At 47.2% G+C, this 25,237-nt stretch carries 25 protein-coding genes; 11 read left to right on the forward strand and 14 right to left on the reverse strand.

The features are described 5' to 3' along the window. Positions 1-315 precede the first annotated feature (315 nt). The 3 genes from HGH92_RS12835 to asnS form a co-directional block, all read right to left on the reverse strand. Positions 316-1,272, reverse strand: coding sequence for an isopenicillin N synthase family dioxygenase (locus tag HGH92_RS12835; RefSeq protein WP_168871104.1), 957 nt, complete (start codon positions 1,270-1,272; stop codon positions 316-318). A gap of 124 nt (positions 1,273-1,396) precedes the next feature. Then, positions 1,397-1,927, reverse strand: a complete 531-nt coding sequence (locus tag HGH92_RS12840) for an ExbD/TolR family protein (RefSeq protein ID WP_168871105.1) — start codon at positions 1,925-1,927, stop codon at positions 1,397-1,399. Between the two features lie 260 nt (positions 1,928-2,187). Continuing rightward, on the reverse strand, positions 2,188-3,627 hold the full coding sequence (gene asnS / locus HGH92_RS12845; RefSeq protein ID WP_168871106.1) for an asparagine--tRNA ligase: 1,440 nt from the start codon (positions 3,625-3,627) through the stop codon (positions 2,188-2,190). A gap of 464 nt (positions 3,628-4,091) precedes the next feature. On the opposite strand from asnS, the gene rho reads away from it, so the two are divergent. Next, positions 4,092-5,795: a transcription termination factor Rho gene (gene rho / locus HGH92_RS12850; RefSeq protein WP_168871539.1), complete on the forward strand. Its 1,704-nt coding sequence runs from the start codon at positions 4,092-4,094 to the stop codon at positions 5,793-5,795. Positions 5,796-5,980: 185 nt separating this feature from the next. Here rho and HGH92_RS12855 read toward each other — a convergent pair whose 3' ends face one another. The 9 genes from HGH92_RS12855 to trmB form a co-directional block, all read right to left on the reverse strand. Next, positions 5,981-6,595 carry an outer membrane beta-barrel protein gene (locus tag HGH92_RS12855; RefSeq protein ID WP_168871107.1) on the reverse strand — a complete coding sequence of 205 codons (615 nt, stop codon included), beginning with the start codon at positions 6,593-6,595 and terminating at the stop codon, positions 5,981-5,983. A gap of 63 nt (positions 6,596-6,658) precedes the next feature. Continuing rightward, positions 6,659-7,297: a TetR/AcrR family transcriptional regulator gene (locus HGH92_RS12860; RefSeq protein ID WP_168871108.1), complete on the reverse strand. Its 639-nt coding sequence runs from the start codon at positions 7,295-7,297 to the stop codon at positions 6,659-6,661. A gap of 298 nt (positions 7,298-7,595) precedes the next feature. Beyond that, positions 7,596-8,345, reverse strand: coding sequence for a LytR/AlgR family response regulator transcription factor (locus tag HGH92_RS12865; RefSeq protein WP_168871109.1), 750 nt, complete (start codon positions 8,343-8,345; stop codon positions 7,596-7,598). Between the two features lie 40 nt (positions 8,346-8,385). Next, positions 8,386-10,467 carry a histidine kinase gene (locus HGH92_RS12870; protein WP_168871110.1) on the reverse strand — a complete coding sequence of 694 codons (2,082 nt, stop codon included), beginning with the start codon at positions 10,465-10,467 and terminating at the stop codon, positions 8,386-8,388. 19 nt (positions 10,468-10,486) lie between these two features. After that, complete coding sequence (locus HGH92_RS12875; protein WP_168871111.1) at positions 10,487-10,717, reverse strand: 4a-hydroxytetrahydrobiopterin dehydratase; 231 nt, start codon at positions 10,715-10,717, stop codon at positions 10,487-10,489. 89 nt (positions 10,718-10,806) lie between these two features. Further along, the gene (locus HGH92_RS12880; RefSeq protein ID WP_168871112.1) at positions 10,807-11,250 is read right to left on the reverse strand and encodes an IPExxxVDY family protein; all 444 of its coding nucleotides are present in this window, start codon (positions 11,248-11,250) and stop codon (positions 10,807-10,809) included. A gap of 35 nt (positions 11,251-11,285) precedes the next feature. Next, on the reverse strand, positions 11,286-11,735 hold the full coding sequence (locus HGH92_RS12885) for an MGMT family protein (protein ID WP_168871113.1): 450 nt from the start codon (positions 11,733-11,735) through the stop codon (positions 11,286-11,288). Beyond that, the gene (locus tag HGH92_RS34165) at positions 11,659-11,865 is read right to left on the reverse strand and encodes a DUF5522 domain-containing protein (protein WP_168871114.1); all 207 of its coding nucleotides are present in this window, start codon (positions 11,863-11,865) and stop codon (positions 11,659-11,661) included. Before HGH92_RS34165 ends, HGH92_RS12885 begins: the two co-directional genes overlap by 77 nt. Beyond that, the gene (gene trmB, locus HGH92_RS12895) at positions 11,837-12,544 is read right to left on the reverse strand and encodes a tRNA (guanosine(46)-N7)-methyltransferase TrmB (RefSeq protein ID WP_168871115.1); all 708 of its coding nucleotides are present in this window, start codon (positions 12,542-12,544) and stop codon (positions 11,837-11,839) included. The genes HGH92_RS34165 and trmB overlap by 29 nt, the downstream gene beginning before the upstream one ends. A 477-nt stretch (positions 12,545-13,021) precedes the next feature. On the opposite strand from trmB, the gene HGH92_RS12900 reads away from it, so the two are divergent. Further along, positions 13,022-13,489 (forward strand): Lrp/AsnC ligand binding domain-containing protein, encoded by a 468-nt coding sequence (locus HGH92_RS12900; protein WP_029465139.1) that lies wholly within the window; start codon positions 13,022-13,024, stop codon positions 13,487-13,489. 65 nt (positions 13,490-13,554) lie between these two features. Next, the gene (locus HGH92_RS12905) at positions 13,555-14,484 is read left to right on the forward strand and encodes a tryptophan 2,3-dioxygenase family protein (protein WP_168871116.1); all 930 of its coding nucleotides are present in this window, start codon (positions 13,555-13,557) and stop codon (positions 14,482-14,484) included. 2 nt (positions 14,485-14,486) lie between these two features. On the opposite strand, the gene HGH92_RS12910 is transcribed toward HGH92_RS12905, so the two are convergent. Both HGH92_RS12910 and HGH92_RS12915 read right to left on the reverse strand, forming a co-directional pair. Next, positions 14,487-15,191, reverse strand: coding sequence for an alpha/beta fold hydrolase (locus tag HGH92_RS12910; RefSeq protein WP_168871117.1), 705 nt, complete (start codon positions 15,189-15,191; stop codon positions 14,487-14,489). A gap of 156 nt (positions 15,192-15,347) precedes the next feature. Further along, on the reverse strand, positions 15,348-16,100 hold the full coding sequence (locus HGH92_RS12915) for an SDR family NAD(P)-dependent oxidoreductase (protein WP_168871118.1): 753 nt from the start codon (positions 16,098-16,100) through the stop codon (positions 15,348-15,350). Between the two features lie 140 nt (positions 16,101-16,240). On the opposite strand from HGH92_RS12915, the gene HGH92_RS12920 reads away from it, so the two are divergent. The 8 genes from HGH92_RS12920 to HGH92_RS12955 all read left to right on the forward strand — a co-directional run bounded on the left by HGH92_RS12920 (position 16,241) and on the right by HGH92_RS12955 (position 25,138). Then, positions 16,241-16,954, forward strand: a complete 714-nt coding sequence (locus HGH92_RS12920) for a DUF4290 domain-containing protein (protein ID WP_168871119.1) — start codon at positions 16,241-16,243, stop codon at positions 16,952-16,954. After that, the gene (murA, locus tag HGH92_RS12925; RefSeq protein WP_168807999.1) at positions 16,951-18,261 is read left to right on the forward strand and encodes a UDP-N-acetylglucosamine 1-carboxyvinyltransferase; all 1,311 of its coding nucleotides are present in this window, start codon (positions 16,951-16,953) and stop codon (positions 18,259-18,261) included. Before HGH92_RS12920 ends, murA begins: the two co-directional genes overlap by 4 nt. 109 nt (positions 18,262-18,370) lie before the next feature. Further along, entirely contained in the window at positions 18,371-18,940 is a 570-nt protein-coding gene (gmk, locus tag HGH92_RS12930) for a guanylate kinase (RefSeq protein ID WP_168871120.1), read from the forward strand. A gap of 42 nt (positions 18,941-18,982) precedes the next feature. Continuing rightward, positions 18,983-20,248 carry a hemolysin family protein gene (locus HGH92_RS12935; protein ID WP_168871121.1) on the forward strand — a complete coding sequence of 422 codons (1,266 nt, stop codon included), beginning with the start codon at positions 18,983-18,985 and terminating at the stop codon, positions 20,246-20,248. Positions 20,249-20,829: 581 nt separating this feature from the next. Beyond that, a complete protein-coding gene (gene tatC / locus HGH92_RS12940; RefSeq protein WP_168871122.1) occupies positions 20,830-21,687 on the forward strand; it encodes a twin-arginine translocase subunit TatC in 858 nt (285 codons plus the stop codon). Between the two features lie 33 nt (positions 21,688-21,720). Continuing rightward, complete coding sequence (gene rpiB, locus HGH92_RS12945) at positions 21,721-22,182, forward strand: ribose 5-phosphate isomerase B (RefSeq protein WP_168871123.1); 462 nt, start codon at positions 21,721-21,723, stop codon at positions 22,180-22,182. A gap of 126 nt (positions 22,183-22,308) precedes the next feature. Beyond that, positions 22,309-23,796 (forward strand): M28 family peptidase, encoded by a 1,488-nt coding sequence (locus tag HGH92_RS12950; protein WP_168871124.1) that lies wholly within the window; start codon positions 22,309-22,311, stop codon positions 23,794-23,796. Between the two features lie 811 nt (positions 23,797-24,607). Continuing rightward, positions 24,608-25,138, forward strand: coding sequence for an HdeD family acid-resistance protein (locus HGH92_RS12955; protein ID WP_168871125.1), 531 nt, complete (start codon positions 24,608-24,610; stop codon positions 25,136-25,138). Positions 25,139-25,237 lie beyond the last annotated feature (99 nt).

Genomic DNA, 25,237 nt, shown 5'->3' on the forward strand with positions numbered 1-25,237 from the left:
AAAAATAATCCGACAAAATACAACAGTGTTGCTAATAATACTAATCTGTAATATAATAAGGGCACAATACTTGTAATAAGGGTGGCTGTTGTAATCGAATATGGCCTTTTATCCGTTGTAACTAGTTTGTACTGTGAAGCTTATAACCCACCGGCATGAAACAGTGCCCGGACCAAAAAAGTGACCATATCAGAAAAACCTTGCATAAAAAATAACCATGCTGAAAAGCCAGAAATAACCAGGCTTGCCCTTGCGCAGGATAAACGGAAAGTCCCGGTAGGTAGTCCTGCCGGGACTTTAAATCTTATAACAGGTTTATTTTTTCAGTCCGATTTCGCGCAGCCTTTCGTCCAGATATTCACCCGCGGAAATGGGTTCATATGCCAGCGGATTCTCTGCGGTAACGCAGCTTTTCAGGCAATCCAGTCTCATGGCGGACTTAGGATGCAGGAAGAAGGGAATGGAGTAGCGGGAGGTGTGCCACATTTCGCGGGGAGGATTTACCACACGGTGGGTAGTGGATTTTAACCGGTTATTGGTAAGACGCTGCAGCATATCGCCTACGTTCACCACAATCTGTTCCGGGAGGGACGTTACCGGTACCCAGTTGTTTTGTTTATCGAGGATCTGTAACCCGTCGGCAGACGCGCCTACCAGCAGGGTGATCAGGTTGATGTCTTCGTGTTGCTCTGCCCTGATGGCGGATTTAGGCTCCTCTTTGATAGGAGGGTAGTGAATGGCCCTCAGGATAGAATTGCCATTGTGGATTTTGTCGTCAAAATAATGCTCGTCCAGTCCGAGGAACAGGGCGATAGCCTGCAACAGGTATTTACCGGAGGTTTCAAAGCCGCGGTATGCTTTAAAGAAGGTGGGCGTAAATGCCGGTACTTCGTCTACCTGCACATTCGGCGGGTATTCTGCTCCAATGGGATCGTTGTCCTCTACGGTTTGTCCAAACTGGAAGAACTCTTTCAGGTCAGGGGCTTCATATCCTTTGGCATGTTCTTTACCGAAGGAAGTGTAACCGCGCTGGCCCGCCAGTTCAGGGATTTCATAATTATGCTTCGTGTCAAAGGGCAGCTGGAAGAACTGTTGAACATATTTGTAGAGGTCCGCGATCAGCTCATCAGGAATGCCATGATTCTTTACTGCCACAAAACCAACTTCTTCATAAGCTTTTCCCAGTTGCTGCACAAAGGCTGCTTTCCGGCTGGCATCACCAGAGGTAAAGTCCGCCAGATCTACAGAGGGGATGGAATGGGTTATTGCCATATCGTATATTGTTTTGGAGCGGTAAAGGTACGGAATCCAATCACGAATTACAGATTACGAATTACGAATTGAGGTTTTCTTTAATGTATTCTACCTGACTAAATTCGTCATTCGTAAATCGTAATTATTTAAAGTAACCTTCTTCCCGCTCACTGATATCTACGATGGCGTAACGGTCCACCTGGTTGATCAGCATTTCATCCATGATATCTACCACATTCTCGTAACGGGCCTGTTTAACGGCTTTGATCAATACCATCAGGTCATTCTTTTGCGTGTGCTGGTACACGGCTTCTTTCTTCCGGATAATCACATCACGGATACCATTATGATTGGCGAAGCTGGTGTAGTTGACCTGCGGCGGTGCGGTGATATCATCACCGATGCCTTCATACCAGGCAACGCGGCCCTGCGGCCCCAGGATAACCGTCAATGCTTTTTGTGCGGGCAGTGACATGGAATCGCCATCGCTGCGGGGCATGAGCAGTTGCATGGTTTTAGGTTGCGCCAGCGTGGTGGTCAGCATAAAAAAAGTGATCAGCAGGAAGCCAAGGTCCACCATGGGCGTCATATCCACGCGGGTTGATTTTTTACTGCAGCGGGCATTTTTATTGTCGTGACGGCCCCTGGGCGCGTCGTTGTTCATTTCAGCCATAAGTAACGGTTTGGGATGTACGAAATTGGTTGAAAGCGCTTTCTGCATAAAAGATGCAGCAGCATTAATTTTCCATACACGGCAGTTGTTTCGCAGGAAAAATCGGGTAGGCATTAAAAGGAAAAACCCGTACAAGCCAGGCCTGTACGGGTTTTAAATATCTAAAAAGAGAATGCCCGAAGGTATATAAAAGTAATTACAATCAAATCACAGCCGTGTCAAACAATCAGGCGGACTAGTGATGATCATGTGCATCACAGTTAGAATTCGGCATTTTTCGGTGTTCTTGGGAACGGTATTACGTCTCTGATGTTGGTCATACCGGTAACGAACAGCATCATGCGCTCGAAGCCGAGGCCGAAACCGGAGTGCGGTGCAGTACCAAAGCGGCGTGTGTCGAGGTACCAGGACAGCTCTTCTACCGGCACGTGCATTTCCTGCATGCGCTGCACCAGTTTTTCGTAGTCCTCTTCCCGTTGGGAACCACCTACGATTTCACCGATGCCGGGGAACAGGATGTCCATGGCGCGAACGGTTTTGTTATCGTCGTTGAGCTTCATGTAGAAAGACTTGATTTCTTTCGGGTAGTCCGTCAGGATCACCGGTTTTTTGAAATGTTTTTCTACCAGGTAGCGTTCATGCTCGCTCTGAAGATCGGCGCCCCATCCTTCGATGAGGTACTGGAACTTCTTGTTCTTATTGGGTTTGCTGTCTTTCAGGATGCTGATCGCTTCGGTATAGGTGATGCGAACGAATTCGTTGTGCAGCACAAATTCCAGTTTTTCGATCAGCCCCATTTCGCTGCGTTCCTGTTGCGGCTTTTGTTTTTCCTCTTCTGCCAGGCGGTTGGCGAGGAAGTCGAGGTCTTCACGGTTGTGCTCCAGGACGTAGCTGATAAGTGATTTGATGAATGCTTCAGCGAGGTCCATGTTATCTTCCAGGGCATAGAAAGCCATTTCTGGTTCTATCATCCAGAACTCAGCGAGGTGGCGGGCCGTGTTGGAGTTTTCTGCGCGGAACGTAGGGCCGAAGGTGTAGATCTCGCCCAGTGCCATGGCTCCCAGTTCCCCTTCCAGCTGGCCGGACACGGTAAGGTTAGTAGACCTGCCGAAGAAGTCCTCTTTATAATCGATATCGCCGGCTTCGGTACGCGGCGGGTTCTGCATGTCGAGGGTGGTCACCCGGAACATTTCGCCGGCGCCTTCTGCGTCAGACGCAGTGACGATGGGCGTATGCAGGTATACAAAACCCTGTTCGTTGAAGAACTTGTGTACTGCAAATGCCAGTGAGTGACGGATTCTGAAAATAGCGCCGAAGGTGTTGGTGCGGAAACGCAGGTGCGCGATTTCACGCAGGTATTCCAGGCTGGGCTTGTTTTTCAGCTGCAGCGGGAATTTTTCCGGATCGCAGTCGCCCAGTATTTCGAGTGTTGCCGCTTTCAGTTCCACGCGCTGGCCTTTCCCCATGGAAGGAATGATCTGGCCGGTGGCGCTGATGGCCGCACCGGTGGTGATCCTTTTCAGCAGCGCTGCATCGGTATTTTCAGCGTCGATAACGATCTGTAAATTATTATTGGTAGAGCCGTCGTTTAAAGCTATAAACTGATTGTTACGGAAAGACCGTACCCAACCTTTTACTGTTGCTTCGTAATGCGACTTGTCGTCGGACAAGATTTGTTTGACTTTCAGTCTTTGGCTCATAAAAAATTAAATTTTGGAGTGCAAAAATAAGTTTTCCCGGCAATAGTCCATATAGTCTTATGCCGGTCCCTACAAGATAATTACTCCTGCCGGGATGCAAAAGAAATGTTAAAAATGGATATAATACAAAAAAGGATATATGTCCGGGGCCGGTTTTAAGGGCCGCGCCCTTCGGCATTTATAGGGCGGGGCAGGAGGCCGGAATAGCGTCACAGCGGTGACTGCGGGGCATTTGGGCTGAAATTTTTTTTGGATAATAATAAAACTTGTTTTAATCTTGCGGTATAATCTGCCTGATTAAGTTCAAATCACATCTTCATCGGCAGTTCCTAAACTCAATCATTCCCTATCAAATTTAATAATCAATTAAATTTCTTGACACAAAACAATTATTTGTAATTGGTGTATGTTGGTATGCAGTGGTACCCGCCTCACAACACTTCTAAAATTTGACAACACAGATGATGTACGACATCTTACAATTGAACGACATGCTCGTTCCTGAGCTGCTTGACATTGCAGAGAAGCTTGATGTTCCCAACGCAAAAAAACTGAACAAACAGGACCTGATCTACAAAATTCTGGACAAACAAGCGGTGATGGCCTCAGAAGATAACCAGTCCAACGGAGAAGAGAAAAAAGCACGCAAACGCAAACCTGTAAAGAAAGAAGAAGCGCATCACGAGACTGAAGAACCCTCCTCCGCGGAAGAAAAACCAGCCGCAAAAAAATCTACCAAAAAAGTTTCCGGAAGCAAAAGCAAAGAAGTAGAAGCAGAACCAGCACCGGCTCCGGCGGCTAAATCTAAAATAAAGGATTTCGATATAGACCTGGACAGCATTCCTTCTCTCACTTTTGATGATGATGACGATATCATCATTCCTGCTTTCACGGAAGATGAAGCAGAAGAAGAGGAAACCGCGCCTGTACCGGCATTGGAAGAGGAAGAAGAAGAGGACGATGATTTTGTGATGCCGGAAGGTCTTGACCCGGTTGTTCCTGCTGCGCAAAAACAGCGCTATCCAAAGAAAGACGTTGCTTTCAATATAGAGTTCGACGGCGTGATCCTCAGCGAAGGCGTGCTGGAAATGATGCCCGACGGCTACGGTTTCCTGCGCTCCTCTGATTATAACTACCTGAGCTCTCCCGATGATATTTATGTATCTCCTTCCCAGATCAAACTGTTTGGCCTGAAAACCGGCGACACCGTGAACGGTTCCGTTCGTCCGCCGAAAGAAGGAGAGAAATATTTTGCACTGCTGAAAGTAGAAACGATCAACGGCAAGTCACCGGAAGAAGTACGTGACCGCGTGCCTTTCGACTATCTGACACCGCTGTTTCCGTTCGAAAAACTGAGACTGACCACTACTTCCAATAACTACTCCACCCGTATCATGGATATGTTTACCCCTATCGGTAAAGGACAGCGCGGCCTGATCGTGGCGCAACCGAAGGTGGGTAAAACCATGCTGCTGAAAGAAGTGGCCAACGCTATCGCTACCAACCACCCCGAAATTTATCTGATGGTGGTGCTGATCGATGAACGTCCGGAAGAGGTGACCGATATGGAACGCAGTGTAAAAGCAGAAGTAATTGCGTCTACCTTCGATGAACCAGCTGAAAAACACGTGAAAGTGTCTGCTATCGCTTTGCAGAAAGCAAAACGACTGGTAGAATGCGGCCACGACGTAGTGATCCTGCTCGACTCCATTACCCGTCTGGCAAGAGCCCACAATACCGTTGCCCCTGCCTCCGGCAAGGTGCTGAGCGGTGGTGTGGAAGCCAACGCCATGCAGAAACCTAAACAATTCTTCGGCGCCGCCCGTAAAATAGAACACGGCGGTTCCCTCACCATCCTGGCCACTGCCCTGATTGATACAGGTTCCAAGATGGACGAGGTGATCTTCGAAGAGTTTAAAGGTACCGGTAACATGGAACTGGCGCTCGACCGCAAACTGGCGAACAAACGTATCTTCCCGGCTATCGACGTGTCTGCGTCTTCTACCCGCCGCGACGATCTGCTGCTGGACAAAGATGCGCTCAAACGTATCCACATCCTGCGCAATCACCTGGCAGATATGAATACAGACGAATCCATGCACTTCATGCTGCAGCATATGCGTGGTACTAAAAACAACGAAGAATTCCTGATCTCCATGAACGGATAATCAGGAGTCCAACTTATACAAATGCGAAAAGCCCCGCCGGTATGGCGGGGCTTTTTTGTGTCAATATGTATCAGGCAAAATAAAAACCACCTAAAACAAGAATCCCGCTACAGTAATACTGCAGCGGGATTATCCAATCTATCTAACCTTTTGACTTTCTTATGTAAAACATCAATCAATACAGACTAGAAAATGAAGTTAACACCCAGGTTCAACTGTTTAGTGAAGTTGAAGTCGAAGTCGCTAACGTTGGTTTTAACACCGGATCCTTCAGCTTTGTGCTGAGCATAAGTGTAACCCAGGCCACCGAAAGCACCTTCAATCATGAAGTGTTTAGTCACGAAGTAAGTGATACCAGGCAGTACGTTTACGTTGAAGCCAGTGTAGCTTTCAGTTTTGTTGCCGTCTACTTTAGTGTTACCAAAACCGTAACCAGCATTTGCTTCAGCAAAGAATGCAAATTTGCTCTGGCCAATCATGTGGTAGTTGCGAACGAAGATACCAGGAGTGATATCCAGGGTTTTGGTTTTTACATCACCGGTTGCAGTAGCAACTTTTTTGTTGCCAAACTGAGTTTCAGCGAAAACACCAATTACCCAGTTAGAATTCAGCGCGTAACCTACTTTAGGGCTAACACCAAAAGAAGTATTGGTGGTTTTGTTGTCTGTGTCTTTTACTTTCGCAGAAGTGGTTTTTACATTAACATTGCCACCCAGGATAACATCGCCTTTTGATAACTGTGCCTTAGCTACTTGTGTGCCGAACAGTACTACTGCGGCCATTACAATCAACTTTTTCATCTTTCGTAAAATTTAAATATACATTAAAACTGTTCTCTCTTGTCTTTGATTCTTCTACATACATTAAAGCCTGTCTTGGTTGATTGCAGGTCTATATCTTAATCCATTAAAAAAAATGTCCAATACCTTTTTCTCTCTTTCCATGAAACAATGTAGCGCCTCACGGTCCAGCGGGTTAAAGCCTGTTACCTGCCATTTACACCATATTACCCATAGTCCGAATAATACGTTGATCAACAACTGCGCTGTTGCATCAGCATCAGTGTCTTCATTCAGTTCACCCAGGCAAATCCCTTTTTTGATAGTGGCGGAAAGGAAGGAAATTTCCACCGTCTGCAGCAACTCGATTGTTTGCCGCATCAGCGTAGATGGCATATCTTTTATCCATTGGTTGATCCCAAACAGAAAATGATACTCTTTCAACATGGTTTCCTTCAATTCCAGATACCGGTTAATAATCGCATCGGTAGAGGTAGCTGTGTCCACAAAATCAGACATGTCGAGAAAACAATCTGCTATCATGCGCTCCACAACCGCTACGTAAATGGATTCCTTATCTGAAAAATAATAATACAAAGACCCTTTTGAGATGTCCAGATCCCTGGCGATCTCTTCCATGGTGGTTTTAGACAGTCCGAACCTTTTGAACCGCTTTAAAGCGGCCTCAAGAATAAGTGTTCGCTTCTGGTCTAATTCTGCCATAGATAGTTTCGTCAATTTTCGTAGTCTGACTGTCTGACTATTTTGTTTGACGAGTCAAAAGTACGACCAAAACCTATTCCACCAAATTTTTTTGTTAAATAATTGTTACGTATCCTCCGCGCAAATACATCGAAAAGAAAAAAAACAGGGCGCAGATTGTTCTGCCCGTTAAAAAAGAAGTGATTTATTTGAAAGAAATTGAAGGAGGGTCAACAAAAAATTGAAATTGCGAAATATACAGGTTGCAAATGCCTGCCAGATCAACGTTTACATATATACTTTTCCCCGCTAAGCTGCGCTACCGCTGCAAGCGCAACAGCAGGTCCTTCCTGCGGCGTTCTGTGATCTCCACCACCATACCGCTCTTGAGCATCACCCGGCCATGGTTGGCGTCTATCTGGCTGATATTGGACAGCTGCACCATCTGCATATTGTTTACCTGGTAAAACTGTAGCGAGGAAAAGAGATCGGCATAATACCGGAAAGGCCGCTCCGCCTCAATTTCCGCCCCGGAATCCATCCGGAACAGGCAATTGTCCTGCCGCGATTCCAGGCATTCCACGGAAGGAAGAAATATCGTTTGGGTGTCCCCGTTAGTATCCTGTACCAGCAGCTTCCAGGAGGCATGCTGCAGGTTATGGAAATTCTCCAGCAGCACCTGGTAACGCTGCTTGCTGCTATTGCCGGCAATCCGCTCCCGTACCAGCGATACTGCCTGCAACAGGCTTTCTTTGTCAATCGGTTTGAGGATCAACTCTACTTCAGCGCAACGGATCACATGCAGGAACTTCTTTTCAAATGCGGTCACAAATACCGCTTCAAAAGGAACGTCTTCCCTTGTGCCCAGCAGCACGTCAAAGCCGGTGCCATCAGGCATTTCAAGGTCCAGGAACACCAATTCCGGCTGATGCTCCCTGATCCGTACAATGCCTTCCGCACAATCGGAAGCCGTGGCGGCTACCGTTACCTCGGGGCAATATTTCTCCAGCATCAGGGCTATAATGTCCCGGCTGTTTCGCTCATCATCAATGATCACCGCTTTTATCATGACAGTAGTATGTTGCTAACTAACGTTTATGTATATATTATTATAGTTGAGGTATCAGGATCTTCACTACCGTGCCGCTATCTGCTTCATCCCGTGCTGATAAGTCTATGATCTCGATATGAATTTCCGTATTGTACATTTTATTCAGCAGCTCCGCCCTGTTCTGGCTGATCTCCATGCCGGACGACTGGTGGTGTTTGGGCAGTGTGCGCAGGGAGCGGGAACGCGCAATGCCAATACCATTGTCGGCTATAACACATTCCAGCATGTCCGCGGCCACCTGCGTAAACCGGATCGATAGCTGGCCAATGGGCTGCTGCGGATTGGTCATGCCGTGTTTCACGGCGTTTTCCACATAAGGCTGCAGCAGCATGGCGGGGATCTCCAGTTCAGCCGTGGTGATCTCCGGATCTACTACAATTTCGTACTCCATCCTGTTCTCAAACCGCATCTTTTCCAGACCGAGGTAAGTATTGAGATAGGTGATCTCATCTGCCAGGGAGATGAAGTTGCGCCGCGAAAAGTCCAGCGTTTTCCGGATCAGATAGGAAAAGTCTGACAGATATTTCTGGGCGTATTCATAGTCGCGCTGCATTACAAACAACTGGATGGAATTGAGGCAATTGAAGATAAAGTGGGGATTGATCTGCGCTCTGATGGCTTTGAGTTCTATCTCTGTCAGTTTTTTATCATACTCTGTCTCCAGCTGAATTTTTCGCTGCTCTTCCAGCTCATGTTTCTTACGCAATATTTCTGTGGTCTGTTCTTTCACCAGTTCTTCGAGCTGCTCATTGAGCTTGCGTTGCAACTCCTTGTTTTTATTGAGTTGTTTGATCAGCAGCTCCTGGGTACGGGTCCTTTCCAGGTGTACCAGCTTGTTGCGGTAACTGAGGCCGGCCAGGAAGAACATGGCCTGCAGCAACACGCCGCCGATGAACAGCATGGTTGGTGCGGCCAGCTCGCCCAATGCGCTCAACAGCCCAAGGGGCCTGATATGCATAAGGAAGGAGCCGAGGCAGGCCAGGTACAGGCATACGGACCCATACAGGAAAAACCGCAGCAACGGGTGATGACGGGAACGCCGTGCCAACGCTATAAATACCACCAGCAACGGCAGCAGCGTGCAGAAATACACATAGCTGTAAATGATCACCGGAAGATGGTACTGCTCCATCAGGATACAATAAATACAGACGATGATCAGTCCGCCCACGACGGTGGCTACCCAGGTGAAAACCTGTTCCATGAAGGGATACCGCTCTTTCAGGTTGAGGAAGGTATTACCGAACATGAGGTACATAAGATAAAAACAGAACAGCAGCCCCGGTATGTCCCAGTAGTATTTCAGCATAGGCCAGCGGTGGAAGAAAGAAAGCTGATAGGGCTTGCTTTCCAGCCGCAGCGCGAAAAACAGGATCAGCCCAAGGATATAAATGGCGAAGTAGATATACGACCGGTCGGGCAGCTGGATATAGTTGATGATGGAAATACTGAAGAAAACGAGGAGCATGCCCAGCACCACCTGTATGATCACGGCTTCTTTGCGATAGCTGTCCTGTTCCCGGTTATGGAACCGGGCAAAGGCCTGTTCGCTGAAGAGCGTGGGCATGAGCGGGTTCTCATTGTACGACTTGTTAATGATATGCAGGTAGAAAGTGCGGGCCTGATGCGGGGGCACATTAACGCTGAAGCCATAGTGGTCCCACCTTTCCACGCCGCCTTTGTCATACATGAGGCCTGTCTGCATCAACAGGGCGGCCGTATCGCCGGGCGATTTTTCGTACCAGTCCATGAAATCGTGCCAGCCGGCAAAAAGAATAGCGGAGAGGGTGTCGGTGCCTTCGTTTTTTACCTGTAGCCGGAACCAGGAGTTGTTAACCTGGCCGTTATTTTTTTTGTAGTTGTGAAAAAGTTGCGGGGCGGCAGTAAAAGGCAGGTGTACCACCTGCTGAATGGTCAGATGGCCCTCCGGATCGGAGAGGCTGTTTATGTAGGGGCGCAGGTCCAGGGCCGAGGCAGCAAAACCGTCTTTTACTGTCAGGGTGTCCGGGGTGGGGTCCAGGGCAAGGGCGCCTGTGGTGTAACAGTACAACAACAGCATTAAGATGATAATGCGCTTCACAAATGGTGTATGGATTTAATTATAATAATTGATCGATAGCTTTTGCCAGCGCGCGGTCTTTGTCAGTTACCACATTGCCTGCGTCGTGTGTACTGAGGTAGATGTCCACTTTGTTATAGACATTGGTCCAGTAGGGATGGTGGTCCATTTTTTCTGCGACCAGCGCCACTCTGGCCATAAACCCGAATGCCTCCCGGAAATCTTTAAAGGTAAAAGCCCGGTGCAGTTGATTGTCTTTTTCTTCCCACATACAGCAAGTGTTTAAAGGTGAAAATGCGGCAATTCACTAGGTTACTGGTCAAAATATAGTATGTAACAGCTGTTGGTCGTCTTCCTGTCTTAGAAAATGAGGTTCATTTTATTTTTGATCTCCCTTGTATCCAGTAAAGATACTAATTGTACAAGGGGAACAAGGCGTAATTGTTCCAATAATTTTTTAATATCATCAGCCTGGTAATAGTCGCCTTTGATCATCCAGAGGAAGTGAATGTGTTTGAGCTCAGGGAGCAGGAACTCAGCCTGGCAATGGTTGTTATAAAAATAGTGGGACACGGAGTTGGTCGCCTCATGGAACTCCATCACCGTAAAATGGAACGACCTGTTTTTCTTGGAAAGGGTGATCTCCAGCAGATTGTTGACCCGGAAATTGGTATGCAGTTGCCGGTTGATCTGCCAGCAGAGCTGGTAGTCACGGGCGGTAGAGGCGATACCGATCAGGTGGGTGTTTTCAAAGAAATCCTCTACCAACTGTTCCTGGTCCAGTTTTAATTTAAGTATCGACATAATATAAAAATAAGGTGATTCCGGGGAATTAGTGCTCAGGCTTTCTTTTTGACAGCTTGTTTGACGGCTTTGCCAGCGGTGGCAGCTTTGGTTTTGCCCGGGTCCCAGAATACTGTTTTAAAGTCGCTGACCTTATCATTTTTGATGGTGACGCCTTCCTGTTCCAGCAGTTCCTGCATGAGGGTAGGGGTGGCAAAGAATTGGCGGCCGCTGAGTTCGCCGTTACGGTTCACCACCCGATGGGCGGGCACGGCCGGTTTGGCGTTGCCGGCGCCGTTCATGGCCCAGCCCACCATGCGGGGCGTGAGTTTGATATCGGCTGCTTCGGCGATGGCGCCGTAGGTGGTTACACGGCCCTTCGGTATTTTGCGGGCTATTTTATACACGACATCGAAGAAAGAGACGGGCTTAGGACTGTCCGTCTTTTCCTTCGTTACGGCGTTTTTCGAGGAGGATGGACTTTTTGGGTTCGGGTACTTTTTCATATGAAAATGGACAATGTTTACAGCCGTTGCCACAGCAGTAGCCCCGGTCCAGGTGATATTTTTCGGTAAATACCATATAACCCTCCGCGTTATAATAAAAATCAATCTTCTCCACCAACGGTTGCTTCATCGGAAGGCAGTTTTATGGTGCGCCAGTTCAGCGGTGTGTCTGGCAGCCGGAATTTCAGGTAGCGGATAGTGCGGCCGTCTGCCAGGTGCATACCTTCGTAGTAGGTCTGTATTTTCAGCAGAGCTGGTACTTCCGGCAGGGCGTACACGTCCGGGATGTCTTCAATGAGGGTGAGGCCGGCAGCGGCGATCACTTCCTGCGTGAAGGCATATAATTCCGGTGAGTCTGTTTTCAGGTTGATGGTAGCACCTGTTGCCAGCAGCGGCTGGTACAACTGCAGGAACCGTGGATGGGTCAGCCTTTTTTTGGATTTGGATTTACGGAGAAAAGGATCGGGGAAGGTGATCCAGATGTCCCTGATCTCTCCGGGCGCAAAGTAATTGTCCAGTTTCTCGATCTGTGTACGAAGGAATGCCACATTATTGAGTGACTCATCAAGGGCGGTTTTAGCGCCTCTCCAGATGCGGTTGCCTTTCAGGTCTACCCCGATAAAGTTCTGGTCTTTAAACAAGCGGCCCATTCCAAGGGTATAGTCCCCTTTGCCACAGGCCAGTTCCAGAGTGACCGGATGGTTGTTTTTAAAGTATTCGTTCCATTTTCCCTGCATGCCTTCCGGGTATATCAATACGTTGGGGAAGGTCTCAATTTCAGCAAAGCGTTGTAGTTTTTTCTGTCCCATTGGGCGCAAAAATACCACGTTATTTTTTTATTTAGCCATTTGGTTATTTAGCTATTAGGTTCAGAAGAACCTCCTAATAAACAAATTTCAAAATAGTCAAATATTAAAATGAAAAAAGCCCATGGGCCATAGGCTCACGAGCTCTTTAAACCAATTTGGCTGTAGGAGGAGGAGTCGAACCTCCACGGGGCAGTTAGCCATAGCACAATTAAGATTAGTGGTCAACCCATTTATGCTACGTTTATCCCGAGCTCCCCACCCCCGAGACAAGGGGGCATGTCTGCCAGTTTCATCATCCCACAATTTTTATTATCATTACTGTCACGTTCTTTCCGGTGGCTTATTTCGTAATGATTATAATGCAAATCTAAAGACGCGGGCGATTCTTTGCAAATTTTTTAAGAAAAATTTTTGAATTTTCGATATTTTTTAAATATTTGCATATAACTTTAAAACATTCAAAAACAAATTGTAAAAATGAGCCACAATTTGAATATTGACAAACTCGATTTGCAGATTATCAGCGAAATGATGAACAATGCTGAGATCTCCTACGCCGATCTGGGGAAGAAACTGTTCGTTTCCGGCGGCACTATTCATGTGAGAATGAAGAAATTGCAAGAACTGGGTATAGTTAAAGGTACTAAATTACATGTAGATTTGAAAATGATCGGCTATGATGTAATTGCTTTTATCGGTATTTACCTGGAAAAAAGCTCTATGTACGATACTGTAGCCAAAGAATTGCGTAAAATCCCGGAAATGGTGCGCCTCAACTATACCACCGGTAGCTATAGCATGTTCGCTGAAATCATCTGTAAAGATATTACCCAGTTACGCCGTATCCTCCACGATGAATTACAGAAAATAAAAGGAATCGAAAGAACCGAAACCCTCATCTCTCTCGAAGAAAGTTTTTACCGCACTATCAACGTGGTGGAATAATTAAGGCAGGCCGGACCGGGAATAGCCGCAGTTGCTTTTTCATCCGGAATGATTAATTTCCGCCAATGGTTACAACAGAAATTGCCGATAAAATAAAACGGCTGGAGGAAAAATATGCCGCCATGGGGCAGAACCTGTCTTCCTATCTCGACGGGCTGCTATATGCGGACTATCTGACATACTGGGATTATATCCAACTGGATGTGTTGCTGAATCTGCAACATCCGCGCACGCCGATTCCGGATGAAAACATCTTCATCATTTATCACCAGATAACGGAATTGTACTTTAAACTGACGCTACAGGCGATCGAACAGATCAGCTTTGCGCCGGAGCGGACCGCGACTGTGTTTACCACACAGTTAAAACGGATCAATAACTATTTCCGCAACCTGATCAACTCTTTTGAGATCATGGTTGACGGGATGGACAAGGACCAGTTCCTGCAGTTCAGGATGGCACTATTACCGGCCAGTGGCTTCCAGAGCGGACAGTTCAGGATGATCGAGATATGTTCCACCCGGCTGTCTAACCTGGTATACGAACCCCAGCGCCCGGCCGTGGAAAAGGCGGACCTGAAAACGATACTGGACAGCATTTACTGGAGAAGCGGCGCCACCGAACTGGCCACCGGCAAGAAAACCCTGACCCTGCAGCAGTTTGAGAAAAAATATATGGGCCCCTTCCTGCAACTGGCTACGCGGTATGAGCAATCCAATATCCAGGCTGCCTATCAGCAACTGCCGGAGGCCGATAAGGCTATCGTTGTTCCCCTGTTGAAGGAGTATGACCTGAACATCAATGTGAGGTGGCCCCTGATGCATTATAAATCAGCTGTCAGGTACCTGCATAAAAAACCGGAAGATATTGCTGCTACGGGAGGGACCAACTGGCAACAGTTCCTGCCTCCGAAAAACAAACGCATTATATTTTTCCCGGAACTGTGGACCGAAGATGAACTGAATAACTGGGGCAAACTGGCGATGGGTGAATAGCCTCAGCCTATTTTCTGTGTAGTGAATCTTTTGATATAATATGCCAGCAACGGTACATCTGCCTTTTCCAGCGGATGTGCCGTGTCAGGTAAAATAGTCATCTGCGCTTCCGGCAAGGACCGGTATACCTCTATCGTTTCCGTGAAAGATACCATGTTGTCCCGGTCTCCCATCATCAGCATACAGGGAGATGCCACCTGTGCATAGTCCTGTGCCTTCAGTAATGACTGGTGGCCCAGGTCTTCAATCAGCTGTGCCGTCCGTGTCACCACCTCTTTCCAGTCGTTGGGGGTATGTCTTTCCTCCAGCAGTTTGGCAAAACCGGGTACTTTTTCGGCTATCAGCGCCGGGTTTAATTGTTTGACCTCTTTACCGGCGGTGGCTTCGTTCCAGTTGTATTTGGTGGCCAGCGTTATCACCCTGCCTATTTTTTCCGGATAATGCCGGGCCAGGTACATGGCCACATAGCCTCCCATGCTGTATCCAAAGATGTGTACAAAGTCGAGCTGGTGCTGATCGAGGTATTCCAGCACCTCAGCGGCGAACACCTGTATATTAAAGCCGTTGGCTGAAAAAGGCACCGGGCCGTGGCCGCTGAAATTGATGGTATGGACATCGTAGTAGGGTTCCAGTTGCTCTGCCAGCGTTTTGAACTGTGTGGCAGCGCCGAGGGCGCCGTGCAGTAGCAGAAGAGGGGACTTGTACATTTTGAAATTTTGATATTTAGTTATTTATCCGGAGGTCTTGTCATTAACAGATTGCTATTTAAAGGAAAATCTCTTTAAAAACAAACGCTTTACAACAAAACACCTAAAACAAATACCGGTCAAATAACTAAATATCCAAATTCCAGCATTTCTAAATCACTGAGCCAGGTATGCCCCGTCTACCGGGTAATAACCACCGGTTACGAAGGAAGAGAGGGGAGCGCTTAGCCATAATACGAGTTCCGCCACTTCCTCCGGCTTGCCTAACCGGCCTATGGGGTGCAAACCTACCAATGCCTGCATCGCCTGCTGGCTCAGATGTTTGGTTAATAAAGGTGTTTCAATAAATCCGGGGCCTACGGCATTGACACGAATGCCTTTGGCAGAGTATTCAAGCGCTGCGGTCTTGGTGAGGCCTACTACCGCATGTTTGGCAGCAACGTAGGCGCAGGAGCCTGCGAAACCTGCGGTGCCCAGGATAGAGGCCATGTTCACGATGACGCCGCTACCTGCTTTTTCCATGACGGGCAACTGGTACCGCATACCATAAAACACACCGTTGAGGTTAATACCGATCACTTTCTCCCATTCCGTGAGCTTGTAGTTCCCGGTGGGGGCGGATTCACCGCCGATGCCGGCATTGTTGCAGGCGATGTCCAGTTTGCCGTACTCTTTGATGGTGGCAGCCACCAGCTGCTCATTGTCTGCCGCTTTGCTCACGTCGGCCTTTACGAAAAACGCTTTGCCACCGGCACGCGTTATTTCTTCCACCACGGCTTGTCCGCCCCGTTCATCAATATCGCTGACTATCACACTGGCGCCGTGGCGGGCATATAGCTCAGCTACGCTGCGGCCAATACCTGAGCCACCACCTGTTACCAATGCCACCTTGTCTTTCAGAAGTTCCATAACTGTCGTTTTAGCTCTCTTAACAATGCTGCCGTGTTAAATGTTCCTCGTATTTTTTTGTTATTTTTGCAAGGATGTTGTCACTTTACTATCTTCACTTTAAGATGTTCCTACATCAATAATACTTTTAAATACATATAATGGAATATAATACCACGCGTAATTACCTGATAATGAAGGAATATGGCCGGAATATCCAGAAAATGGTGGAATTCCTGGGGACCATAGAGGATGACGAGGAGCGCCAGCGCAATGCGATGGCGGTGATAGAATTAATGGGTACGCTGAATCCGCATCTGAGGAATGTGGAAGATTTCAGGCACAAACTATGGGACCACATATTCAATATATCCGGCTTCACCCTGAAAGTGGAATCACCTTATCCGGTGCCTACACAGGAAGCTTTGCGGGCAAAACCGGACCGTTTGCCTTATCCCAAAAAATACCCGCGCAACCGTCACTTCGGTAAGAACCTGGAGATGGTGATCGACAAAGCCCTGCATGAAGATAATACCGAGAAAAAAGAAGGTTTTACCCAGTGCATCGGCAACTATATGAAACTTGCCTATTCCAACTGGCATAAAGAAAGTGTGCACGATGACGCTATCAAGGCGGAACTGGCAGCTATCACCAATGGTGAGCTGGAGTTCCAGACCGGCGGCAGCAGCGCCTCCACATCATCTGCCCAGACGCCCAGCTTCAACCTGGGTGGCAATACCGGCAGCGGTGGAGATCATTTCCGTTCCAACAAACGTAAAAACTTCCAGCAGAACAAACAGTTCAAAAGCAACAACGGCGGAGGAAAAAATAATAACAAGCACAATAACAAATACAACAAAAACAGGAACAAGTGAGCAGTGCTTTTGAAGTAAGAGGAGGCAACCGTCTCAAAGGTGAAATTATACCGCAGGGTGCCAAAAACGAGGCTTTACAGATCATCAGTGCCGTGATGCTGACTTCAGAGAAAGTCACCATTCACAACATTCCCGATATAGTAGATGTCAATTTGCTGATAGAGCTGCTCGGTGATGCCGGTGTAAAAGTAAACCGTATCAGCCGCGACAAATGTGAGTTTCAGGCAGATGATATCGACCTGGCCTATCTGCAGGGCGCCGATTTCAAAAAGAAATCCGGCAGGCTGCGTGGTTCCGTGATGATTGCCGGTCCGCTGCTGGCAAGGTTTGGCAAAGCGCTGATCCCGAAGCCGGGAGGCGATAAAATTGGCCGCCGCCGCCTGGACACGCACATCATCGGGTTTGAGAAACTGGGCGCACGTTTTAACTACGAATCTGACGATAATTATTTCCGCCTGGAAGCCCCCGGTGGCCTGAAAGGCACTTATATGCTGCTGGACGAGCCCAGCGTGACCGGTACCGCCAACATCGTAATGGCTGCTGTACTGGCACAGGGCACCACCACCATCTACAATGCTGCCTGCGAACCTTATCTGCAGCAGCTTTGCAAAATGCTTAACAGTATGGGCGCCCGCATCAGCGGCGTAGGTTCCAACCTGCTGACCATCGAAGGGGTGACCAGCCTCGGCGGCTGTCAGCATACCATGCTGCCGGACATGATCGAAATAGGGTCGTTCATCGGTCTCGCTGCCATGACGCAGAGTGAACTGACCATCAAAAATGCCGGTGTGGAAAGCCTGGGCATCATCCCCGAGAAATTCCGCTCCCTGGGCATTCAACTGGAAATCAAAGGCAACGACATTTATATTCCTTCCCAGGAAACGTATGAAATACAGACGTTCCTGGACGGCTCTATCCTTACCATAGCAGACCATCCATGGCCCGGCTTTACGCCCGACCTGCTCAGCATCGTGCTGGTAGTGGCCACACAAGCCAAAGGCAGCGTGATGATCCACCAGAAAATGTTCGAGAGCCGCCTGTTCTTCGTAGACAAGCTCATTGACATGGGCGCACAGATCGTACTGTGCGATCCGCACCGTGCCGTGGTAATAGGCCTGGGCCGCCAGCACCCGCTGCGTGGCATCACCATGTCTTCCCCGGACATCCGTGCCGGCGTGTCGCTCCTGATCGCTGCCCTCAGCGCAGAAGGAAAGAGCACCATCCAGAACATCGACCAGATAGACCGTGGTTACCAGTACATCGACGAACGGTTGAGAAACCTGGGAGCCGATATCAAGCGCGTATAAAAACAAACGGTTAATATTACCTCAAAACCCAAATTCCGGACAACCTTTTGCCGGATTTTGGGTTTTGCATTTGAATGACACCGCCACCTTTCGATTTTTTATTAGCATAATGGAAAAAAAGATCATCATTATCACCGCCCCCTCCGGAGCGGGTAAAACCACCATCGTAAAGAAACTGCTGGCCAGCATGCCTGTACTGGCCTTTTCTATATCTGCCGCCACCCGCACGGCCCGCGCCGGCGAAGTGAACGGAAGGGACTATTATTTCATGACCACCGAAGAGTTCCACACCAAAATAGATGAAAATGCTTTCGCAGAGTATGAAATGGTGTATGCCGGCAAATACTACGGCACCCTGAAAAGCGAACTGGAACGCATCTGGACCAACGACCGGATACCGATGGTTGACATCGACGTAAAAGGCGCACTCTCTATTAAAGAACACTACCACGATAAAGCCCTGACGATCTTTATTCAACCGCCATCCATCGACGCGCTGCGGGAACGTCTCAGCGACAGAGGCACGGAAACACAGGCATCTATCGACGAGCGGCTGGCCAAAGCGCAGTATGAACTGTCGTTCGCTCATGAGTTTGATAAGATTGTTGTCAACGATGAACTAGAACGCGCATACGAAGAAGTAAAAAACCTGGTACAGGAATTTTTAAATATAAAATAGCAGGGTGATCGTTGGTGTACCTAATTCATTATTTTTGTTAGGATGGACGGATACACAATTATAATTCTAGTTTCTCTCTTACTGCTGGCAGGCTTCTTTGCGGGCATCGAAGCTGCCTTTGCCAATGTGAATAAACTCAGCATTGAGCTCAAAAGAAAGCAGGGGAGAGCTACCGGCAAAATACTGGCCGGTTTTACCGAGCACCCCAGCCGTTTTCTGGCTACCAGCCTTGTAGGGCTTACTATCACCGTGGTGATCTACAGCATCCTGCTGGCGGGTTTCTTCCAGCCTGTATGGCAGGCAAGCAACGCTACGCCGGACAACGTGCCCATGCCGCTGGTAATTTTCCTGGAAATATTACTGGCATCACTGGCCATGTTGTTTCTTGGTTTTTTTGTTCCGCGGGCTATTTTCCGCTCACGCCCTGAAGCGCTGCTGAGCTTTTTTGCATTGCCTATTTCCATCGTGGCCAAGCCACTGTATATTATCGGCAATCTGCTGGTGTCTATCTCTGAATGGATGTTGAAATATCTTTTCAACGTACGTATCCTTGAAACGCGGGAATCCTTTACCCGTGTGGATGTAGAGCACTTCATCCGGCAGTCGCAACAACACGTGGGAGAAAACCAGGAGCTGAACACTGAACTGTTTGAAAACGCACTTTCACTGGCACATGTAAAAATCCGTGGCTGCCTGATCCCGCGTAAAGAAATCGAAGCGCTCGATATCAAAAGCCCGATCATCGACGCCCGGAAAAAATTCATGGAAACAAAACTGTCCAAGATCATTATCTATGATACTACCATCGATAATATTCTCGGATATATTCATCAGCTGGATATGTTCAAAAATCCACAGAACATTGAAAGCATCATTCATCCTATATTGGCCGTACCAGAGACTATGAGCGCCATCGACCTGCTGAGCAAGTTCAATAAGGAACGCAAGAGCATAGCATGGGTGGTGGATGAGTTTGGCGGCACCGCCGGTATCGTCACCATCGAAGATGTACTCGAAGAAATTTTCGGGGAAATAAAAGATGAACACGATGAAGAAGAGTTCGTGGAAAAACAGATCGCCGAGAAAGAGTATATTTTTTCAGGCAGATTGGAGCTAGATTACTTAAATGAAAAATATAGTCTCGATTTTCCGGAAGATGAAAGTGAAACATTGTCCGGTTACATCATCAATCATCATGAAACCATCCCGAAGATCAAAGAACGTATCATTATCGGAGACTATGAGTTTGATATACTGAACGTTACGGATACACGGATTGAAATGGTGAAGATGAAAATACTGGGATAAAAAGCCGTTTTTCAGCAGGTGTTATACGATGTTTATATGATATAAAATTTTTTATAATGTCTGTATTAACGGTATAATAACAATTTTGCTAAAACGTTTTTAAAAAAAGTAGTAGGAATTTAACACGGATTGTATACATTTGCTGTAGATGATGTAACACAATGATTTGATTTTTGTTAAAAGGTTGTAAAAAAAGTGTTCCAACATTGATAATAAAATAATTCTTGTTATTTTTGTATTACAAAATAAAAGCGACCAGTGATTCTTACTTATTCTGAACGCTTGCCATCAATTAGGTAAGTAGCTGAACTGGAAGCAAAAGACATTCTCGAATTCAACTTTTTTGGGGTTAACAAACAATGGATGAAAGGCCGGCTCTTGATTCTTCTCGGGCTGGCTCTTTTTTTTGTACCTACTCAAAGCCCGCTATCTTCCACAACATCACATCGTTGTACTTCTCCTTCTTCTTAAAAGACTATTAAAACCGCATACTTTATTCAAGCCTGTGCTGTAAATTCTAGTCTTCATCCGCTATATTTGTGCTCCTGTAGAAGAAATATTCAACTTCGATCGATCGTATCATGTTAAAGAAACTTTTTTCCAATAATGAGGACAAGGCAGAGATGTCTTTTTTTGATCACCTGGAAGATCTCCGCTGGCACCTCGTAAGATCTGCATTGGCACTAGTGGCGTTCAGTATATTTGGGTTTGTTTATACCCAGGAGATCCTGGACAATGTGATATTTGGTCCTACCAATGCTAACTTCCCTTCCTACATTGCTTTATGTAAACTGGGCCATCTGGTGGGTATGGGTGATAAACTCTGTATTACACCGGTGAAAGTACAGTTCCTGAACTACAAGATGGTAGGCCAGATCATGCTCCAGTTCAAACTGGCTTTTATGATCGGTTTTATATGTGCCTTCCCTTATATTTTCTGGGAGTTCTGGCGCTTTGTAAAACCCGCGCTGAAGGAGAAAGAGCTGAAAGGCGCCAGGGGCGCTATTTTCTGGGTGTCTTTCCAGTTTTTCCTCGGTATCTGTTTCGCCTATTTCCTGATGGCGCCTTTTACCATCAACTTCCTGGCATCTTACACGGTCACAGAAAAGGCGGTCAACCAGTTCTTCATTGATGACTATTTCGATCTGATGACACAGATCGTACTGGGCATGGGCATACTGTTTGAATTGCCGATATTGGTGTTTTTCCTGACCAAACTGGGCATTCTGACACCAGACTTCCTGAAAGCCTACAGGAGGCACGCCATCGTGGTTATTCTCATCCTGGCGGCTATCATTACTCCGCCCGACCTGATAGACCAGCTTATTGTGTTCACGCCGTTATACTGTCTTTACGAAATCAGTATCTTTATATCCAAAAAAGCGCTCCGTGACAGAGAAGCAGTAGAGCGGAAACAGGAAGTGCAGGAATGGTCTTAACAGTGGATACTATTAACCGTAAACAGTAACGCTATGCAACAACATACTACCTTTGACACTACTTTGCCTGTAGCCATCGGATCAGACCACGCCGGATTTGAATACAAAGAAGAAGTGATCTCCTATCTGGAAGCAAAAGGCCTGACAGTAAAAGATTTTGGCACACATACCAAAGATTCGGTGGATTATCCTGACTACGCCCACCCGGTATCTACAGCCGTTGAAAGAGGACTGGCAGCGTTTGGTATCCTGATCTGCGGCAGTGCCAACGGAGTGGCCATCACGGCCAATAAGCACCAGGGCATCCGCGCCGCTATCTGCTGGGGCGAAGAGCTGTCCAGGCTGGCGCGCTCCCATAACAATGCAAACGTATTGTGCATTCCTGCCCGTTTTGTGGACGTAGCCGTGGCCAACCAGATGGTGGACGTATTTATCGATACGCCGTTTGAAGGCGGCCGTCACCAGAACCGTGTCAGCAAAATGGCTTGTCTGTAATGGTTTTTGACCATTCCCCACTAAGGATGGCCAATACCTTTTCATAATATTTGTAACTTAAAGAGCCGGATGAAAATCCGGCTCTTTTTTTATAGGCCGGTACCCGGCTTCACCAAAAAACAGTTCATGAGATTGTTAGCTACGGCAGTATGTATCTTTTCACTGTCCACTGTATTCGCACAAGGGAAATCCCCGTTAGTCTTTGAAAAAGCCACCGCCCTGCGGTATGGCGCCACTATTACGCCGGCATCAACGAAAGCGCAACTGGCCGTTATTGCCGGAGAAGAGATGGAAGGAAGGGAAACCGGTACGCGCGGGCAGGAGCGAGCTGCTGCCTACATCCTGTCACAGTTCAGGGCAGCAGGGCTGCAACCCGGTGCCAACGGGCAATGGGAGCAGCATTATCCGCTGTATCGCGATAGCCTGGAAACGGGCATTATTACTGCAGGAGACCGTACTTTCCATTTCGGCACTGACTTCTACGCCAATGTGCAGGAAACACCGAACGCCACTCTGGATGCCGGAGTGGTATTTGCCGGTTACGGCATCGTTACTCCCGAACGCAACGACTACAAAGGACTGGATGTGAAAGGTAAAATTGTAATGGTGCGGGAAGGTGTGCCTGCCGGTATGCCGCGTGAAAAAGCCAATCCCTCGGAAAAGGCAGCTGTAGCGGCCTTTCGTGGTGCCACTGCCTTGTTGGTAATTAGCAGAAGTGCTAATCGGTTCCGGTTGCTGGACCAGGAATATCTCCGCAAAACAGACATCTACAAAAAACGCGATACCAGCAGCAGACCGGGCATTTATTATATCACGCCGGTAATGGCGGGCGCCATTATGGGACGCGACAGTGTGCAGGCCGAGAGAGGGTTGCTGCCTGTTGCGGCGCCACAAGCGCTGCAGGTCCGTTTTGAGAAAAAAGATCTTACCCTCCGGCCGTCCAATGTGCTGGGGTATCTTGAAGGAACAGACAAAAAAGATGAGCTGGTATTTATTACCGCGCATTATGATCATCTGGGTATCGTAAACGGCAAAATCAATTATGGCGCAGATGATGATGGCTCAGGGACCACGGCCGTGATAGAAATGGCAAAAGCCTTCGGAAAGGCTGCCCGTGAAGGCCGCCGGCCCCGCAGAAGCATCGTGTTTATGACTGTTTCCGGCGAAGAAAAAGGACTGCTGGGATCTGACTATTATACGTCAAATCCGATATATCCGCTGGCCAAAACCGTTGTGGACCTGAACATTGATATGATCGGGCGTATTGATCCGGAGCATGAGCAGGATACCAATTACATCTACATCATCGGAGATGATAAAATCAGCAGTGCGTTGCGCCCGCTGAGTGAGCAGGTGAATAATACTTTCACCCGTTTTAAACTGGATTACAAGTTTAATGATCCTAATGACCCGCATCAGTTCTACTATCGTTCCGACCACTATAACTTCGCCCGTCATGGTGTTCCGGTGATTTTCTATTTCAATGGCACACATGCCGATTATCACCAGCCTACAGACACGGTGGAAAAAATCAATTACGATTTATTGGCCAGGAGAGCGCAGCTGGTTTTTTATACCGCCTGGCAGATTGCGATGACGGATACAAAACTGTAATGGCCGCGATTACCTGCGGCGAATAATATCACTCCCTGTTTACGAGTCTTCATTGATGGCCTGAAGGTCATCAATGAAGACTTTTTTTATAGAGAAAAAACAATGCCTTTAAACCTCTGAGATGAGGTATTGTCATATAACAGGCTTAATGATTACCAGGGTGGTCATTTTATCTGTCCATTGCCTTATGTCCGGTATTATCAGCATTGGTAGTGTTCCTGTCTATCTCGTTCCGGCTTTAGTTTCCGCTGTGGTCTCCGTGAATAAGGGCATCAGCAGGAGTCATGACCATCACAGTTCAGTTTTTTTTGTTTTCTTTAACAAAATTTTATAAATTGTGTATAGAGTCCTAGCTTAAAATAATAGATATATATATCATATATTTTATGTGAATTTGTGATTGCATGTAATTAGTGTCATTTGAGTGTGAATGGACGATTTTTTTCGAGAGTCAGGAAAAACCCTTTAAAACATTTTCTACAAACCTGTTGTTGTTCGAAGTCGGTATTTATAGTATCAGGGCGGTGTATAAACTTATCGTTTATTGAACCGGTAACTTAGACCCCGCTATTTGATAACCATATAAATTTACCATCATGAAAGCACCTGCCACCTTTCTTTTGATGACCTGTTACGCCCGCAGGATGTATGCATTAGTCCCGCGCAGCTGTTGTCATGGAATTCCATAGGGAGGTTATTATCGTTTTATAATTTATCCGTGAAAACTCAAAATATACCTGGTTGTTTATACGCGATTTGTACCCTATTCATTTAGCCGGAGGCTGATTGTGAAATTATAAAACGAGGACGCATGCGTAATTTTTATAGCGCCTATTGGTGGATTTTTTTGCTGAGGGGAATATTTGCGCTGGTGCTGGGATTGCTGGCTATTGTATGGCCGGGGGCTACCTTCACCACTTTGATTGTCTTTTTAGGGGCTTACCTTTTTATCGCCGGCGTTTTTGCGGTTGTAGGCGCTATCGCTGCCCGCAGGACTGCTGAAAACTGGGGGATGTTTCTGTTGTCCGGTTTAATGGGTATTATATTAGGCATCCTTACATTATACAATCCTTTTGCGACTGGGGCAGCTTTGATTTTTCTGGTAGGATTTTGGGCGATGCTGGCCGGTATTTTTGAAATCATTATTGCGATCAGGCTAAGAGTTTTAATAACCGGTGAAGGTTGGTATATCGCGGGCGGACTGCTGTCTATACTGTTCGGCATTCTGCTGTTGTCTAACCCCGAAACGGCTGCTATTACGCTGACATGGTTGTTTGGCTTTTATGCAGTGATATCGGGAGTCATGTTGATATCGTTATCGTTCCGGTTACGGAAAAAATAATAAGAAACGGAAGACCCTGTTGTTGTTCAACTAAATTATCCCCATATGCAAGCTTATTTTCTAACTAAAACGCTTATACGATGATGATCAGGACACCTG

The sequence above is a fragment of the Chitinophaga varians genome, from assembly GCF_012641275.1.
In the GTDB taxonomy this organism is placed as follows: Bacteria; Bacteroidota; Bacteroidia; order Chitinophagales; family Chitinophagaceae; genus Chitinophaga; species Chitinophaga varians_A.